The organism is Streptomyces aureus (assembly GCF_001418135.1).
In the GTDB taxonomy this organism is placed as follows: Bacteria; Actinomycetota; Actinomycetes; order Streptomycetales; family Streptomycetaceae; genus Streptomyces; species Streptomyces aureus_A.
In genome coordinates, this window is record NZ_LIPQ01000515.1 from 1 (window position 1) to 15,634 (window position 15,634).

Sequence of the window (15,634 nt, forward strand, 5' to 3'; positions counted from 1 at the left end):
CGGCGCGGGTGGGCGGGGTCCGGATCGAGGCGGTGCCGCTGCCGGGCGGCGGGCGCCTGGTGCACCACTACGGGCACGGGGGCGCGGGAGTGACGGTGGCCTGGGGCTGCGCGGAGCGGGCGGCCGAGCTGGCGGAGGCGTGAGAAACGGCCGCGGGGCGGGTGCCGCCCTTTCGGACAGCACCCGCCCCGCGTTTGCTCACCGGATCGCTTCCCCGGCGCGTGTTCCTACTTCCAGAGCGGAGGCTTGTTGTTGTTCTCCGCGTCCTCGCACTGGCGGGCGCGCGTCTCCAGGGCGTTGGCGCGGGCGAGGGCCTTGCGGGCCTCCGCGTGGGCACCGAGACCCCGGAGCTGCGCGGCACGGTTGCGCTCCTTGTGGGCGTCGTGCCTCAGCTGGGTGATGTTGCAGGTCATCTTGGCTGCGGCCGCGGGCTCTGCGGTCACGGTCTGCCCGAGCAGCACGCCGCCGGCGAGCAGCGTCGTGGCGAGCACGGACGTGAGGACACGACGTGCGGTCGTGGTGGTGCGCATGGTGTTCTCCAACTTCCAGGCCGTGGGGACCTGTTCGAGGCATGGTCAGTACCAGTGGGTAACTTTACCTCGGCAAACGATGGATTCACGCCACCCCGGACCCTGTGGCACGTGATCGTCAACACTCCTCCACAGGACTCCCACTGACGAGGTGATAGGTGGCCCGCCCGTCCAGGAGCAGCGGCACGAGCGCGCGTCGCGACTGGGCGAGCGGGACGAGCACGCCCGTGCCCTCCGGCCGCACGGCGACGCCGTGCAGGGCGAGTTCGTCGCCCACCTCCGCGTACTGAGCGGCGGACAGCCGGTAGCCGCAGGGCGGGTCGGCGAGGATCTCCGACGGCTCCGGCGGGTCGTTGTCGGCGCCGCCGAGGAACACCGGGCCGCGGTCCGCGTATCCGGCGCGCCGGGCCGCGGAGGTGACCGCCGTGAGCGGTCCGCGCCGCTCGTCGAGGTAGGCGAAGGCGCCTTCCAGGGCGGCGTGCTGGGTGGCGACACGGCGACGGTGGTTGCGTGCGGGGTCGTTCTGCTCGGCCTCGTCGAAGGCGTCCACCCGGGTCTCCACGAGGAGGCCCACGGAGTGTTTGATCCCGGCGGTGTTCCGCAGGATCCGCTCCTGGCCGTCGCCCGCGACCTGCTTGATCGGCTTGCCGGTGAGGGGGTCGGTCCAGATGCCGTAGATGCCGCTGCTGTAGCCGGCCAGCCCGGCGGCGGGCCGGACGTACTCCTCGGAGAGGGTCCGGGACTCGTCGTGGACGTGCGGGTCGGCGTCGAGGCTGCGCGGCCAGAGGGCGAGCAGGTCCTTGTCGTAGTACCGGGGGGTGGCGCCGTACTCGTGCAGGTCGTAGACGAGTTCGGGCCGCCGGTCGCGGATGACGGCGGCGACCGCGCGCGCCTCGGCGGTCCGCAGGGCGAGGTGGTCGCGGTTGACGTCGACGCCGTCGGCGTTGCCCCGGGTGTCGGCCTCCCGGCCGTCGGGGTTGGCGGTGGGCACGACGAGGAGGGTCGTCCGGGCGAGGAAGCGCAGGGTCTCCCGGTCCTGGGCGAAGGCGAGGTCGCGCACCGTGCTCAGACAGGCCTCCCGGCCCGCGGGCTCGTCACCGTGCTGGCTGCAGACGAGCAGCACCGTGGTGCGGCCCGTACCGAGGGAGGCGAGCCGGAGCGGGCGGCCCTGGGCCGTGGTGCCGACGACCCGCAGCGAGAGCCGTGCGCCGGCCCGGTCGACGGCCGCGAGGAAGTCCCGCTCCTCGGCCTCCGTGGTCCATCGGGCGCCCCCGCTCGTCTCGAACCCGGTGCGCGGCAGCGGCTTCACGGGCGCGCTGTCCGCGGCCTTCGCCGGGATGGTGACGAGCGGCAGCGCGAGGGCGGCGGCGCCCGCCACGAGGGCGAGGGCGCGCCGGGAACTCCGGTGTCCGGTACGGGGGTTCATCGGGCGGCTCCGAATCCCGGCAGGCGCGGACCGACGACGGCGGCCGGCGGTACGGCGCCGCTCAGCGAGGGGGCGACGGGGGTGAGCGAGGGCACGGCCCGGGACGGACCCGAGGTGGCCCGGCCGAAGGCCTCGGCGCCGCCGACAAGCGGCAGCTTCGCCCAGGTGCGGGCGAGGTCGAGGGTCAGGGTCGGGGTGGTCGACGGAGGGTCGAGCAGGTCCTTGTCGGTGCCGCCGACGATCAGGGCGAGGCGGTGTCCGGCCGGGACGACGTGGTCGGTGGCGGCGAGGTCCAGGGTCATCGTGTACGCCCTGCCGGGGGTCAGCGGGCGTTCCGCGCGCGGGTCGGCCCAGGTGCCGAGATCGGCCCAGCCCCGGCTGACGACCGTGTACCCGACGTCCGCCGTGCGCGCCTCGGTCTCCTTGAAGCAGGCGCTGTCACCGGGGGTGCTCGCGCCCCAGCAGGTGCGGTCGGTGAGGGTGGTGATGCCCTCGCCAGCGGCCCCGTAGTCGCGGATCGTGTCCGGTCCGAGGTCAACGAGGACGGCGGAGAGGTGCGCGGTGGCGGTGGTCGGGGTGGCGGTGACCGTCACCTTCGAGGAGCCGGAGATCCGCAGGTCGCGGGAGAGGGGGCGGGTGACGAACCCGGCCTTCTCGGGGGTCGCGCCGTCGATCCGGGCCGCCCAGTCGAGTTCGCCGAGACCGGGGTCGTCGGTGAAGGTCGCGGTGGAGCCGGGGGCGGCGGGCGCGCGGCCGAGGACGCCGGGCCCGGGTGCCGCGCCGGGGGCGGGGCGCAGGGTGGTGGACGCGGTGCCGCGCGGCGGCCACTGGCGGTCGGTGGTCCAGCGGTCCGGGGCGCGTTCGATGTCGGCGACCGGTTCACGGTCGACGCCGTTCTCGTAGCCGAGGAGGTAGTGGTCGAACCAGCGGTGCAGGGTGCGGACCCAGTCGGCGCGCCGGAAGTCGAAGGGGTCGACGTGACCGGTCTGGGAGAGCCAGATCTTCCGCTCGACTCCCTGGGCGCCGAGGGCGTCCCACCACTGGCCGAACTGGTTGGCGCGCACGTTGAGGTCCTGCTGGCCGTGCACGACGAAGACGCTGGCCTTCACCTCGGCCGCGTTCCGCACGTGGTCGCGCTCGGCCCAGGCGGCCGTGCGGTCGCCGCTGTACGGGGTGCCGGCGGTGATGCGGTCCTGGACGGCGCCGCAGCGGGCCCGCGCCTCGGGGCTGTTGACGTACTCGGAGAGCCAGCTCGGGTTGGCGTTGTAGAGCGGGGCGCCCTGGGAGTGGAAGTAGTCGTACCAGGAGGAGATGGCGCCGATCGGAACGATCGTTTTCAGCCCTTCGACACCGGTGGCGGCGACGCCGTTGGCGATGGTGCCGTCCCAGCTCTTGCCGATCATGCCGACGTTCCCGGTGCTCCAGGTGGTGGCCCGGGACCGGGTGTCCCCCGTACGGGAGGTGTAGCCGCGGGCGCGGCCGTTCAGCCAGTCGACGACGGCCTTGGCCGACTGGACGTCGGAGCGGCCGCCGACGTCGTCGCAGCCGTCGGAGCGGTTGGTGCCGGCGAGGTCGACGGCGACGAAGGCGTAGCCGCGCGGGACGAAGAAGTTGTCGTAGAACAGCGGGAACCGGACCGGGTTCCCGTCGGCGTCGTAGGTCTTCTTCTGGCTCTCGTTCCCGCGTCCGCAGCAGGCGTAGTAGGGGCTGGCGTCCATGATGACCGGGATCTTCCGGCCGGCCGCGGCGGTCTCCCGGGGGCGGATGATGTCGACGGCGACCCGGTCCGTGCGCCCGTCGGCGTCGCCGTCGAGGCCGGTGTCGACCCAGACGGACTCTCGGATGGCGTCGGCGTAGGAGTGAACGGGCCGGGACTCCCGTGCCGTCGGCGCGAGGGAGGCGGGCAGAGCCGCGGATCCGATGGGCGCGGCGGACCCGGTGGGCGAGGCGGGCTCCGGCTGGGCGCCGGCGGGCGTGACCAGGGTCGCGAGCAGGGCGGCCGTGGCCGCGGCCACGAGGGTTCCGTACGGCAGTCGGGCTCCGCGGGTTCTCCGCATTCGCATCGGCATGGGCGGGAACGTACCCCGGTCAACTCCCGTACAAAAGAGTGCCGGAGGCAATCAGGAGGGATTCCGGTTGATTCCGGGGCCGGATGGGTTCATGTCGGCCGAATGGCGATCGTGTGACAGGGGGTCCTCTGGACGTGACGGTGCGTCGGGGCACTGAATAGTGTCCGGACTAAGGACCGACGACCACCCGCGCGTCTTACTTTCCTATGACTTGGGGAGCACCTGTGCACCGCAGAATCATCGTTCCGAGCGCCCTCGCGGCCTCCCTGCTGCTGGCGATCCCGGCATCGGCGGCCGACTTCACCCCTGGGGCCCCGGGCATCGGCGACTCCTACTACCCCACCAGCGGCAACGGCGGCTACGACGTCTCCCATTACGACCTGCGTCTGACGTACCAGCCCGCCACGGACCTGCTGGAGGGCACGGCGACGATCGTCGCCACCACCAAGCAGAACCTCTCGCGGTTCAACCTCGACCTCGGTCTGAAGGTCAGCGAGGTCCGCGTCAACGGCCGTGTGGCGAAGTTCGCCACCTCGGGCTCCCACGAGCTGGAGGTCACCCCGGCCACCCCGCTGGAGAAGAACAAGGCCCTCTCGATCGTCGTCCGCTACGCGGGCAAGCCCTCCGAGGTGAAGATCGACGGCTGGACGGCCTGGGCCCGCACCCCCGACGGCGGTGTCGCCGCGCAGGAGCCGGACTCGGCCGCCTGGTGGTTCCCGTCCAACGACCACCCGCTGGACAAGGCCACGTTCGACGTCTCCGTCTCGGTGCCGGACGGCACCCAGGCCATCAGCAACGGCGTGCTGCAGTCGCAGTCCTCGCGCCTCGGCTGGACCCGCTTCAACTGGCGCTCCAACAAGCCGCAGGCGACGTATCTGGCCACGCTGGCCGTCGGCAAGTTCGACATCACGACGGACAGGACGGCGAACGGGCTGCCGGTCCTCAACGCGTACAGCAAGGACCTCGGCGACAACGACGGTGCCGCGCGCGCTTCGATCGAGCGCACGACCGAGGTCGCGGAGTGGCTGGAGGGGGTCTTCGGGCCGTACCCCTTCAACGCCCTCGGCGGGTACGTGCCGAACGTGACGAGCGGCTTCGCCCTGGAGACGCAGACCCGTCCGTTCTACAGCCCGCGGCAGTTCGCCAACGGCGCGAACGTGTCGGTGGTCGTCCACGAGCTGGCGCACCAGTGGTACGGCGACAGCGTGTCCGTCCGCGACTGGAAGGACATCTGGGTCAACGAGGGCTTCGCCCGCTACAGCCAGTGGCTGTGGTCGGAGAAGGAGGGCGAGGGCACGGCCCAGGAGCTGGCGGACTACGTGTACGCCACGCGGACGGCCGAGGACCCGTTCTGGACGGTGAAGCCGGGTGACCCGGGCGCGGAGAACCAGTTCCACATCGCCGTCTACGACCGGGGCGCGCTGGCCCTCCAGGCGCTGCGCAACGAGATCGGCGACGAGGACTTCTTCGCGATCCTGAAGGGCTGGCCGCAGCGGTTCGCCTACGGCAACGCGCGGGTCGCCGACTTCGTGCGGTACGCGGAGCAGGTCTCCGGCAAGCCACTGGCCGGACTCTTCGACACCTGGCTGTACGAGCCGTCGAAGCCGGCCGCGTCGACCGCGGCTGCGGCCGGTCTGTCCGCGCCGGCCGCGGCGCCGGCGTCCGGAGCCCCGTCCGCGCGCTCGGCGGCCCCGAAGGGCGCCGCGAAGCCGGCCCAGCCGAAGTCCTGGAAGAAGATCGCGGCGACGAACACGGTCCACGAGTCGGAGCGTCAAGGCGGTCACTGAGCGATGCGGTGACCGGGGCCCGCGGCCGCTCCGGCCGTGCGGCCCCCGTCACCCCGGCCGTGCGGCCCGGTCACCCCGGCCGTGCGGTCACCCCGGCCGTACGGTCACCCCGGCCGTACGGTCACTACGGCCGTACGGTCGCTCCCGCCGTACCGGCCCCGGTCATCCCGGCCGTCCGTCAGCGTGTCGCGCGGCGGGCGGCCGCTCGGGCCTTCCGGGCCAGCGGCAGATAGCGCAGCCGCTCCGGCAGCACGGGGACCACCGCCCGGACCACCCGGGCGAACCGCCGCAGCGCGCGTTCCTGCGCGTCCGTCCATTCCAGGCCGATGGCCTCCCGGGCGTCCGGCGGCATCATGCCGACGGTGAGGAAGGCGCGCAGCCGCAGGAACGGGCGGCGCAGGACCGGCCAGAGCAGCCGGAGGGCGAGCCGGAGCGCCAGCGGGCCCCGGTCGGGGGCGGGCACGGGCTGGTCGGGGTCGAGCAGCTCCCGGACGACGACGGTCGCCTCCAGCTCGTCGGCGAGGACCTTCCGGTAGTACGGCCAGAACTCCTCGATCGTCTGGGGCATGTCCCGGTCGTGGATGCCGAGGATCCTGCCGACCTGGAGCCACTCGGCGTACAGCCGGCGTTCCTGCGCCTCGGTGAGAGGGCGGGCGAGAAGGCGGAGGCCGTGCGCGTAGACGGGGAAGCCGGTCGCGTGCACCCAGGAGTAGTAGGCGGGAGTCAGCGCGTGGTAGCGGCGCCCGTGGGCGTCGGTGCCCTGGATGTCGCGGTGCAGCTGCCGGAGGCGGCGCCCCTCCCGCGCGGCGTCCTCGCCGCCGTAGATCCACAGCTGGACCGAGCGCAGGGAGCGTTCACCGCGGCCCCAGGGATCGGTGCGGAAGACCGAGTGGGCGTCGACGCCGGCGCCGATGGCGGGGTGGGCGACCTGCATCGTGAGGGCGGCGGGAAGCATCAGGAGCGCCCGGATGTCCCCGGCGACGCTCCACAGCACGCCGCCGACGGGCGGCGGCACCGGATCGCCGCCGCCGGGGTCCTGATCGCCTGACGTCACATGCTCCATGGGCTCTCTCCTCACACTCCAGGCTGCACCCACGACGAAGGGGCCGTCACCCGGGCGTTTCGGCCCCTGGTGACGGCCCCTTCCGGGGAGTACGGGTCAGCCGCGGTCGGCGCCGACCGGCTCGCCGACGATACGGGCGGCGAGGGCGTGGGCCCAGGCGTCGACATCGGCGTTGAGCTCGCGCTCGGCGGCGGCGCGCTCCTCGGCGATCTTGGCGGAACCGGCGGCGATGATCGACTCGCGCTCGGCGTTGCCCTCGGCGCGGGCGGCGGCGATGGCGACCGAACCCTCCTCGACGGCCTTGGCGCGGATACGGGCGGCCTCGTGGCGCGCCTCGGCCAGCTCGGCCTCGTACTGCTCGCGGATCTGCGTGGCCTCGGAGCGCAGGTCGTCGGCGCGCTCGGTACCGCCGTCGATGGCGTCCTCACGCTCGTCGAGGGTGCGCCGGATCTTCGGCAGGATGCCCTTCGCCAGGATGAGGAAGGTGAGGGCGAACAGCACCAGGCCGAGGATGAGCTCCGCCCAGACAGGGTTGAGCGGACCGAGGTCCATCTTGAAGACAGTCGAGTTCGAAGCGAGGGTCATGCGCGCATTCTACCTGCTAGAAAAAGCGACAATTCGGGCTACCCGGCGAGAGTTGTCGCGTTCGTGCGGGCCTGGCCAGATTCCCGGCATCCAGAGGCTACCGGAAGGTAACCCTGGCTGATTGTATGTGCCGCGCCAGCACAACCCCCCACACCCTCATGGGAGTTCCTGTGTCGTTCGCCGCGCTCCGCCGCGCCCCTGGCGCCGCCCTGTCCCTGGCTCTCGCCGCGGCCACCCTGGCCGCGACCGCTCCGGGCGCGACCGCCGCCTCCGCGGGGGCGGCCGCCGAGGCCCCGCGGCTGAAGGTGCTCACGTACAACGCCTTCCTCTTCTCGAAGTCGCTCTACCCGAACTGGGGCCAGGACCACCGGGCCGAGGCGATCCCCGCCGCCCCCTGGTACCAGGGTCAGGACGTCGTCGTGATCCAGGAGGCCTTCGACAACTCCGCCTCGGACGCCCTCAAGGCGAACTCCGCCGGCCAGTACCCGTACCAGACCCCGGTCGTGGGCCGCAGCAAGAGCGGCTGGGACGCCACCGGCGGCTCCTACTCCTCGACCACCCCCGAGGACGGCGGGGTGACGATCCTCAGCAAGTGGCCGATCATCCGCAAGGAGCAGCACGTCTACAAGGACGCCTGCGGCGCCGACTGGTGGTCGAACAAGGGCTTCGCGTACGCCGTGCTCGACGTGAACGGCAGCAGGGTCCACGTCGTCGGCACCCATGCCCAGTCCACCGACCCCGGCTGCTCGGCGGGCGAGGCGGCGCAGATGCGCAGCCGGCAGTTCAAGGCGATCGACGCCTTTCTCGACGCCAAGAACATCCCGGCGAACGAGCAGGTGATCGTCGCCGGTGACATGAACGTCGACTCGCACACGCCCGAGTACGGCACGATGCTCGCCGACGCGGGCCTTGCGGGGGCCGACGCCCGCACCGGCCACCCCTACTCCTTCGACACCGACCTGAACTCGATCGCCTCCGAGCGCTACCCGGACGACCCGCGCGAGGACCTCGACCACGTCCTCTACCGCTCGGGGAACGCCCGGCCCGCGAACTGGACCAACCACGTGGTCCTGGAGAAGAGCGCCCCGTGGACCGTCTCCAGCTGGGGCACGAGCTACACGTACACCAACCTCTCCGACCACTACCCGGTCACCGGCTTCTGAGCCGACCGGCAGACGGAGGGCGCGGGGCGTCAGTACCCGTATCCGCCGCCGAAGAGGCTGTAGAGCCAGGCACCGAGGACCCCGGCGACACAGAGCAGCACGACGAAGGAACCCAGGCTCGTGTGCCGCTCCCCGCGGGGCCGGCCGGGTCGGGCGGCACGCGCCGCGCGGCCCGGCCTTCTCTGCTTGCCCGGCTTTCCCGGCTCCCCCGACTCGGACGTCCGCCCCGCACGCCTCGCCTGCGCCGGGGCGGGCTCGGCCACGGCGGCGACCTCGGCGAGCATCCGCCGGCAGACCGCCGCGAGCTCGGCGGTCCCGGCCTTCAGGTCCACGACCACCTCGGTACGGGCGGGGGCGGTGGTGCCCCCGTCGAGGAGCCGCCCGGCACGGAGCAGCGCCTGGTCCTTGCCCCCGGTGGGACCGAGGCTTATCCAGCGGCGCACATGCTCGCCCCGGATCACCACACCGCCGCCCCGCTCCCGGTAGACGGTGTGCTCCCGCCACAGGACGCCGGCCAACTCGTCGGCCGTCTCCCTGAGTTGCGTGTACATCTGACTCCCCTGTTCCCGTTCCCCCAGTTCGGACAGGCGCAGACTCTAGCCGCCGGGACCGACATTCCCCACGACGGCCCGGCCCGCCGCCCGTTACGCGCCGAAGTCGTACACGGTGACCGGTATCCCCCGCTCCACGAGCCGCCGGAGCACGAGGGGCTCGACCCGCTGCCAGGAGCCTCCCGCGAGCCCGCAGCCGATCCGCGGCATGTGCACGGAGGCCCCCAGGGCGGCCGCCTTGTCGGCGAGCCGTCCGAGGGCGGCGTCGATCGCCTCGTACCGCACGGGCACGCCGGTGCTGCGCCCGGTGCGCATCCCCCGCTGGCCCACCAGGTTGGCCACCCAGACGTACGGCTCGACCTGGACGAACTGCGCGGCGCCGAGGCCGAAGTCGTTGTGCGCGCGCTCGCGGTGCCACCGGCGGTAGGCCGTCTCCGGCTCGCCCCAGCGGCGTGAGATCGCCAGGACGAAGCCCTTGCCCCAGCCTCCGAGATCGTTGCAGACATGCGCGACGATCTTGACGCCCTTGCCGTGCGGCGCGGTCGCGTCCCCCCGGACGTACGTGATCCCGTTCATGACGATCACGCTACGGCGCCGCACTGACAACGCGCCCACGGGTCTGACCTCGTCCGCTCCGGCGGAGAACACCGCGCCGACGGAGCGGACGAGGAGCGCTCGCAGACGGGCGCGGACGGCCTCGTCGAAGGTCGCGGTCATCTCGCGAGGCCACGACCGGAGTCGGCGGGACCGCCCGGGAACCGCGCATGGTCTTTTACAGCTCTGGTGAGACAGCAATACTGTTCCGGTCGGCCTCAGCGGCCGGATTCGGCTGTGGATCGGAAGCGAGGCACCTCGGATGGGCGTCGGGAGCGACGAGGAGGGCGGGCCCAGCTACACCGTCGACGAGCTGGCCGCACGGGCCGGCGTCACGGTGCGGACCGTGCGGTTCTACGGGACCCGCGGGCTTCTTCCGCCGCCCGTCATCGGGGCGCGGCGGGTCGGGCACTACGGGCAGGGCCATCTGTCACGGCTCGCGCTCATCGAGGAGCTCCAGCGGCAGGGGATGACGCTGGCCGCCATCGAGCGGTACCTGGAGCAGCTGCCGCCCGACCTCAGCGCGCAGGACCTGGCGATCCACCGGGCCCTGGTGGCCTCCTGGGCGCCGGAGTCCGCCGAGTCCATCACCCGGCGCGAGCTGGAGCGGCGGGCCGGGCGGGAGCTGACCGAGCGGGACGTGGACCGGCTGGCCGCGATGGGCGTGCTCGACCGGACCGCCGACGACGACACCTTCCGGCTCGACGGGTCCCTGCTGCGGCTCGGCGTCGAGCTGCTCGACGTGCCCATCGAGCACGAGACGATCCTCGCCTCCCGCACCGTCCTCCTGGAGCACGCGCGCGCCGCCGCGCAGGAGCTCTCCCGGCTCTTCCGGGACGAGGTGTGGAGCCCGTACCGGGAGAGCGGGGAGGACCCGGACCACGTGAGCGCGATGCGGTCGCTCTCGGCGCACATGCAGCCGATGGTGGTCCAGGCGCTCCTCACGGCCTTCCAGCGTTCGCTGAGCGAGGAGCTGCGGACGGCGTTCAGGCGTCGGTGAGGGGGCCGGCCGTACACCGGCCCCGGGTGGCCGTCACCGCGTCGGTGAGGGGGCCGGCCGTGCGCCGGCCCCGGGTGGCCGTCACGCGTCGGTGAAGACCTCTCCCCGCTCGGCCTTCTCCACCAGGAGCGCGGGCGGGGTGAACCGCTCGCCGTAGGTCTCGGCCAGCTCGCGGGCACGGGCGGCGAAGCCCGCGACCCCGCCCTCGTATCCGTTGATGTACTGGAGCACGCCGCCCGTCCAGGCCGGGAAGCCGATGCCCATGATGGAGCCGATGTTGGCGTCGGCGACCGAGGTGAGGACGCCCTCCTCCAGGAGCCGGACGGTGTCCAGCGCCTCGGAGAACAACATCCGCTCCTGCATGTCGCGGAACGGGATCTCGTACCCGGGCCTGGCGAAGTGCTCGCGCAGGCCGGGCCAGAGCTTCCCGCGCCTGCCGTCCTCGCCGTACTCGTAGAAGCCCGCGCCCCCGCTGCGTCCGGGCCGCCCGAACTCGTCGACCATGCGGTCGATCACGGCCTCGCCGGGGTGGCTGGTCCAGGTCCCGCCGGCCTCCTCGATCGCCCGCTTCGTCTCGTTGCGGATCTTTCGCGGGAGGGTCAGGGTCAGCTCGTCCATCAGGGAGAGGACCTTGGCCGGGTAGCCGGCCTGGGCGGCGGCCTGCTCGACGGAGGCGGGCTCGATGCCCTCGCCGACCATGGCGACGCCCTCGTTGATGAAGTGGCCGATGACCCGCGAGGTGAAGAAGCCGCGCGAGTCGTTGACGACGATCGGCGTCTTGTTGATCTGCCGTACCAGGTCGAAGGCGCGGGCGAGCGCCTCGTCGCCGGTCCGCCCGCCCTTGATGATCTCCACGAGCGGCATCTTGTCGACGGGCGAGAAGAAGTGCAGGCCGATGAAGTCGCTCTGCCGCTCCACGCCCTCGGCGAGGACGGAGATCGGCAGGGTGGAAGTGTTGGAGCAGAGCAGCGCGTCGGGCTCGACGACGGCCTGGATCTCCTGGAACACCTTGTGCTTGAGCGCCGTGTCCTCGAAGACCGCCTCGATGACCGCGTCGCAGCCCGCCAGGTCCCGGACCTCCGCGGTCGGGGTGATCCGGGCGAGGAGGGCGTCGGCCTTCTCCTGGGTCGTACGGCCGCGCTCGACCGCCTTGGCGCAGAGCGCCTCGGAGTAGGCCTTGCCCTTCGCCGCGGACTCGGCGGAGACGTCCTTGAGGACGACCTCGATGCCGGCCCGGGCGCAGGAGTACGCGATGCCGGCGCCCATCATGCCCGCGCCGAGGACGGCGACCTTGCGAACCGGACGGGGCTCGATCCCCTTCGGGCGGCTGGCGCCGGAGTTGACGGCCTGGAGGTCGAAGAAGAACGCCTGGATCATGTTCTTCGCCGTCTGTCCGATGACGAGCTCGGTGAAGTAGCGGGACTCGATGACCTGCGCCGTCTCGAAGTCGACCTGGGAGCCCTCGACGGCGGCGGCCATGATGTTGCGCGGCGCCGGGTAGGGCGCGCCGTTGAGCTGCTTGCGCAGGTTCGCGGGGAAGGCGGGGAGGTTGGCGGCGAACTTCGGGTTCGACGGGGTGCCGCCGGGGATCCGGTAGCCGGGGACGTCCCAGGGCTGCCGGGACTCGGGATGGGCGTCGATGAACGCGATGGCCTTGGCCATCATCTCCTCGGGGGTGGCGGCCACCTCGTGGACGAGGCCGCTGTCGAGGGCGCGCCGGGGCGTGTACTGGGTGCCCTGGAGCAGCACCTTCAGCAGGGCGTCGGTGATGCCCATGAGGCGGACGGTGCGGGCGACACCGCCGCCGCCCGGCAGCAGGCCGAGGGTGACCTCGGGCAGGCCGATCTTGGAGCCGGGGGCGTCGAGGGCCACGCGGTGGTGGGCGGCGAGGGCGATCTCGTAGCCGCCGCCGAGCGCGGCGCCGTTGATCGCGGCGACGACGGGCTTGCCGAGGGTCTCGATGCGGCGCAGCGCGTTCTTGATCCCGAGGGCGCCGTCGAAGATGTCCTGGGCGTGCTCGGGGCCCGCCTGGACCATGTCCTTGAGGTCGCCGCCGGCGAAGAAGGTCTTCTTCGCGGAGGTGTAGATGATGCCGCGGATGGCGTCCTTCTCGGCCTCGACGCGGTCGGCGATCGCGACGATCGAGGCCCGGAAGGCCTGGTTCATGGTGTTGGCGGACTGGTTCGGGTCGTCGAGGACGAGGGTGACGATCCCGGTCGCGTCCTGCTCCCAGCGGATGGTGGTGCTCTCGCTCATGTCTCTGCTTCTCCGTGGATCCGTGAAGAGGGGTTCGGACGGGACGGTCAGACGCGCTCGACGACGGTGGCGATGCCCATGCCGCCGCCGACGCAGAGGGTGGCCAGGCCGTAGCGCTTGTCCTGCCGTTCCAGCTCGTCGACGAGGGTGCCGAGGATCATCGCGCCGGTGGCGCCGAGCGGGTGGCCGAGCGCGATGGCGCCGCCGTTGACGTTGACCTTGTCCAGGGTGATGCCCATGTCCTTGACGAATCGCAGGACGACGGCGGCGAAGGCCTCGTTGATCTCGATCAGGTCGATGTCGTCGATGGTGAGACCGGCCTTGGCGAGGGCCTTGCGGGCGGCCGGCGCGGGGCCGGTCAGCATGATGGTCGGCTCGGAGCCGGAGACGGCGGCCGAGACGATCCGCGCGCGCGGGGCCAGGCCGTTCCGCTCGCCGGCCTCCTTCGAGCCGATGGCGACGAGGGAGGCGCCGTCGACGATGCCGGAGGAGTTGCCGGCGTGGTGGACGTGATCGATCTCCTCGATCCAGTGGTACTTCTGCAGGGCGACGGCGTCGAAGCCGCCGAGCTCGCCGATGTCGGCGAAGGAGGGCTTCAGCCGGGCGAGGGAGTCGGCGGTGGTGCCGGGGCGCAGGAACTCGTCGTGATCGAGGACGGTCAGTCCCGCGCGGTCCTTCACGGGGACGATCGACCGGGCGAAGCGGCCGTCCTTGACGGCGGCCGCGGCCCGCTCCTGGGAGAGGGCGGCGTACTCGTCGACGTCGCGGCGGGTGAAGCCCTCGATGGTGGCGATGAGGTCGGCGCCGATGCCCTGCGGGACGAAGTTGGTGTCCAGGTTGGTCATCGGGTCGGCGAACCAGGCGCCGCCGTCGGAGGCCATCGGCACCCTGGACATGGACTCGACGCCACCGGCGAGGACGAGGTCCTCCCAGCCGGAGCGGATCTTCATCGCGGCCATGTTGACCGCTTCGAGACCGGAGGCACAGAAGCGGTTCTCCTGGACGCCGGCGACGGTGTCGGGGAGTCCGGCGGCGATGGCGGCGATCCGGGCGATGTCGGATCCCTGGTCGCCGACGGGGCCGACGACGCCGAGGACGATGTCGTCGATGGTGGCCGGGTCGAGGCCGGGGTTCCGGGTCTGGATCTCCCGGATGAGGCCGACGACCAGGTCGATCGGCTTGGTGCCGTGCAGGGAGCCGCTGGCCTTGCCGCGTCCGCGCGGGGTGCGGATCGCGTCGTACACGTACGCTTCGGTGCTCACGGGAAGCCTTTCGCGATGAGGGCGATGAGGGTGGGTGGAACGGGGAGGGGAACCGGGAGGGGGGCCGTCAGCCGAGGAGGGAACGGCCGATGATCTCCTTCATGATCTCGGTCGTGCCGCCGTAGATGGTCTGGATCCGGCCGTCGGTGTAGGCGCGCGCGACCGGGAATTCGCTCATGTAGCCGTACCCGCCGTGCAGTTGCAGACAGCGATCGGCGACCCGCTTCTGGAGTTCGGTCGCCCACCACTTGGCCATGGAGGCGTGGACGGCGTCGAGTCCGGCCCCGTCCGGGTCGCTGTGCTCCTCGATGCAGCGGTCGACGAACGTGCGGGTGACGGCGCACTCGGTGGCCATCTCGGCGATCTCGAAGCGGATGTGCTGGAGCCGGGACAGCGGACGTCCGAAGGCCTCGCGCTCCTTGACGTACGTGGTGGTGATCTCCAGGAGGTGTTCGGCGGCGGCGATGCCGGCGACGGCGATGGCCATCCGTTCCTGGGCGAGGTTGGTCATCAGGTGGACGAACGCGCCGTTGAGCTCGCCGAGCAGGTTCTCCTTGGGGACGCGGACGTCGTTGAAGAACAGTTCGGCGGTGTCCTGGGACTTCTGGCCGATCTTGTCGAGGTTCCGGCCGCGCTCGAAGCCCTCCGTGCCGCGCTCGACGACGAGGAGGGAGAGGCCGTGGGCGCCGCCCTCCGGGGTGGTCCGGGCGACGACGACCACGAGGTCGGCGAGGATTCCGTTGGAGATGAAGGTCTTGGAGCCGTTGAGGATCCAGTGGTCGCCGTGGTCCTCGGCGGTCGTACGGATGCCCTGGAGGTCGGAGCCGGCACCGGGTTCCGTCATGGCGATGGCGGTGATGGTCTCGCCGGAGCAGAAGCCGGGCAGCCAGCGCCGCTTCTGCTCCTCGGTGCCGAGCGAGGTGAGGTACGGGCCGATGATGTCGTTGTGCAGGCCGATGGCGAGCCCGGGGGTGCCGGCCCGGGTGAACTCCTCGGCGAGGACGGACGCGTAGCGGAAGTCGGGGTTGCCGCCGCCCCCGTACTCCTCGTCGACGGCGATGCCGAGGAGCCCCTGCCGTCCGGCGGCGAGCCAGACCTCGCGGGAGACGATGCCGTCCCGCTCCCACTGCTCGTAGTGGGGCAGCACCTCCTTCTCCAGGAAGGTGCGGACGGTGGCCCGGAAGGCCTCGTGGTCGGCGGTGTAGAGCTGGCGCTTCATACGGCGGTCTCCTGGGTCTGGGTCGGAAGGTTCACGCGGTGGGCTCCCGGGTCGTCCGGGACGGGCGGTTCACGCCTCGGGCTCCCGGGTCGTCCGGGACGGGCGGTTCACGCCTCGGGCTCCCGGGTC

13 protein-coding genes and 1 pseudogene are annotated in these 15,634 nt (G+C 72.1%); 4 read left to right on the forward strand and 10 right to left on the reverse strand.

Features of this window, described 5'->3' with window-relative positions:
• Positions 1-143 (forward strand): annotated as a pseudogene (locus AOK00_RS40915) (amino acid oxidase); the annotation flags it as partial.
• 84 nt (positions 144-227) lie between these two features.
• On the opposite strand, the gene AOK00_RS32785 reads toward AOK00_RS40915, so the two are convergent.
• The 3 genes from AOK00_RS32785 to AOK00_RS32795 form a co-directional block, all read right to left on the reverse strand.
• On the reverse strand, positions 228-530 hold the full coding sequence (locus tag AOK00_RS32785) for a hypothetical protein (protein ID WP_055603798.1): 303 nt from the start codon (positions 528-530) through the stop codon (positions 228-230).
• 118 nt (positions 531-648) lie between these two features.
• Complete coding sequence (locus AOK00_RS32790; protein WP_055603799.1) at positions 649-1,956, reverse strand: M14 family metallopeptidase; 1,308 nt, start codon at positions 1,954-1,956, stop codon at positions 649-651.
• Positions 1,953-4,025 (reverse strand): Xaa-Pro dipeptidyl-peptidase, encoded by a 2,073-nt coding sequence (locus AOK00_RS32795; RefSeq protein WP_437441461.1) that lies wholly within the window; start codon positions 4,023-4,025, stop codon positions 1,953-1,955. The genes AOK00_RS32790 and AOK00_RS32795 overlap by 4 nt, the downstream gene beginning before the upstream one ends.
• A 224-nt stretch (positions 4,026-4,249) precedes the next feature.
• Between AOK00_RS32795 and AOK00_RS32800 the strand changes: the two genes are divergently transcribed.
• A complete protein-coding gene (locus AOK00_RS32800) occupies positions 4,250-5,812 on the forward strand; it encodes a M1 family metallopeptidase (protein ID WP_055603801.1) in 1,563 nt (520 codons plus the stop codon).
• A 178-nt stretch (positions 5,813-5,990) separates the two neighbouring features.
• Here AOK00_RS32800 and AOK00_RS32805 read toward each other — a convergent pair whose 3' ends face one another.
• On the reverse strand, positions 5,991-6,875 hold the full coding sequence (locus tag AOK00_RS32805) for an oxygenase MpaB family protein (protein ID WP_055603802.1): 885 nt from the start codon (positions 6,873-6,875) through the stop codon (positions 5,991-5,993).
• 96 nt (positions 6,876-6,971) lie between these two features.
• Entirely contained in the window at positions 6,972-7,460 is a 489-nt protein-coding gene (locus AOK00_RS32810) for a F0F1 ATP synthase subunit B family protein (protein ID WP_055603803.1), read from the reverse strand.
• A gap of 158 nt (positions 7,461-7,618) precedes the next feature.
• On the opposite strand from AOK00_RS32810, the gene sph reads away from it, so the two are divergent.
• The gene (sph, locus tag AOK00_RS32815; protein ID WP_055603804.1) at positions 7,619-8,623 is read left to right on the forward strand and encodes a sphingomyelin phosphodiesterase; all 1,005 of its coding nucleotides are present in this window, start codon (positions 7,619-7,621) and stop codon (positions 8,621-8,623) included.
• A 29-nt stretch (positions 8,624-8,652) separates the two neighbouring features.
• On the opposite strand, the gene AOK00_RS32820 is transcribed toward sph, so the two are convergent.
• Both AOK00_RS32820 and AOK00_RS32825 read right to left on the reverse strand, forming a co-directional pair.
• Positions 8,653-9,174, reverse strand: coding sequence for a hypothetical protein (locus tag AOK00_RS32820; protein ID WP_055603805.1), 522 nt, complete (start codon positions 9,172-9,174; stop codon positions 8,653-8,655).
• Between the two features lie 93 nt (positions 9,175-9,267).
• Positions 9,268-9,750 (reverse strand): macro domain-containing protein, encoded by a 483-nt coding sequence (locus AOK00_RS32825; RefSeq protein ID WP_055603810.1) that lies wholly within the window; start codon positions 9,748-9,750, stop codon positions 9,268-9,270.
• A 280-nt stretch (positions 9,751-10,030) separates the two neighbouring features.
• Here AOK00_RS32825 and AOK00_RS32830 point away from each other — a divergent pair, with 280 nt between their 5' ends.
• Positions 10,031-10,768: a MerR family transcriptional regulator gene (locus AOK00_RS32830; RefSeq protein ID WP_055603806.1), complete on the forward strand. Its 738-nt coding sequence runs from the start codon at positions 10,031-10,033 to the stop codon at positions 10,766-10,768.
• An 81-nt stretch (positions 10,769-10,849) separates the two neighbouring features.
• On the opposite strand, the gene AOK00_RS32835 is transcribed toward AOK00_RS32830, so the two are convergent.
• From AOK00_RS32835 to AOK00_RS32845, 3 genes are all read right to left on the reverse strand, one after another.
• Positions 10,850-13,024, reverse strand: a complete 2,175-nt coding sequence (locus tag AOK00_RS32835) for a 3-hydroxyacyl-CoA dehydrogenase NAD-binding domain-containing protein (protein ID WP_055603807.1) — start codon at positions 13,022-13,024, stop codon at positions 10,850-10,852.
• Positions 13,025-13,071: 47 nt separating this feature from the next.
• Complete coding sequence (locus AOK00_RS32840) at positions 13,072-14,286, reverse strand: acetyl-CoA C-acetyltransferase (protein WP_055603808.1); 1,215 nt, start codon at positions 14,284-14,286, stop codon at positions 13,072-13,074.
• 67 nt (positions 14,287-14,353) lie between these two features.
• Positions 14,354-15,505 carry an acyl-CoA dehydrogenase family protein gene (locus AOK00_RS32845; RefSeq protein WP_055603809.1) on the reverse strand — a complete coding sequence of 384 codons (1,152 nt, stop codon included), beginning with the start codon at positions 15,503-15,505 and terminating at the stop codon, positions 14,354-14,356.
• Positions 15,506-15,634: the final 129 nt, after the last annotated feature.

Excerpts from the sequence above, each read along its gene's own strand:
- AOK00_RS32785 (WP_055603798.1), bottom strand. The coding sequence starts at position 530 with ATGCGCACCACCACGACCGCACGTCGTGTCCTCACGTCCGTGCTCGCC.
- AOK00_RS32790 (WP_055603799.1), bottom strand. The coding sequence starts at position 1,956 with ATGAACCCCCGTACCGGACACCGGAGTTCCCGGCGCGCCCTCGCCCTC.
- AOK00_RS32795 (WP_437441461.1), bottom strand. The coding sequence starts at position 4,025 with ATGCCGATGCGAATGCGGAGAACCCGCGGAGCCCGACTGCCGTACGGA.
- AOK00_RS32805 (WP_055603802.1), bottom strand. The coding sequence starts at position 6,875 with ATGGAGCATGTGACGTCAGGCGATCAGGACCCCGGCGGCGGCGATCCG.
- AOK00_RS32810 (WP_055603803.1), bottom strand. The coding sequence starts at position 7,460 with ATGACCCTCGCTTCGAACTCGACTGTCTTCAAGATGGACCTCGGTCCG.
- sph (WP_055603804.1), top strand. The coding sequence starts at position 7,619 with ATGGGAGTTCCTGTGTCGTTCGCCGCGCTCCGCCGCGCCCCTGGCGCC.
- AOK00_RS32820 (WP_055603805.1), bottom strand. The coding sequence starts at position 9,174 with ATGTACACGCAACTCAGGGAGACGGCCGACGAGTTGGCCGGCGTCCTG.
- AOK00_RS32825 (WP_055603810.1), bottom strand. The coding sequence starts at position 9,750 with ATGAACGGGATCACGTACGTCCGGGGGGACGCGACCGCGCCGCACGGC.
- AOK00_RS32830 (WP_055603806.1), top strand. The coding sequence starts at position 10,031 with ATGGGCGTCGGGAGCGACGAGGAGGGCGGGCCCAGCTACACCGTCGAC.
- AOK00_RS32835 (WP_055603807.1), bottom strand. The coding sequence starts at position 13,024 with ATGAGCGAGAGCACCACCATCCGCTGGGAGCAGGACGCGACCGGGATC.
- AOK00_RS32845 (WP_055603809.1), bottom strand. The coding sequence starts at position 15,505 with ATGAAGCGCCAGCTCTACACCGCCGACCACGAGGCCTTCCGGGCCACC.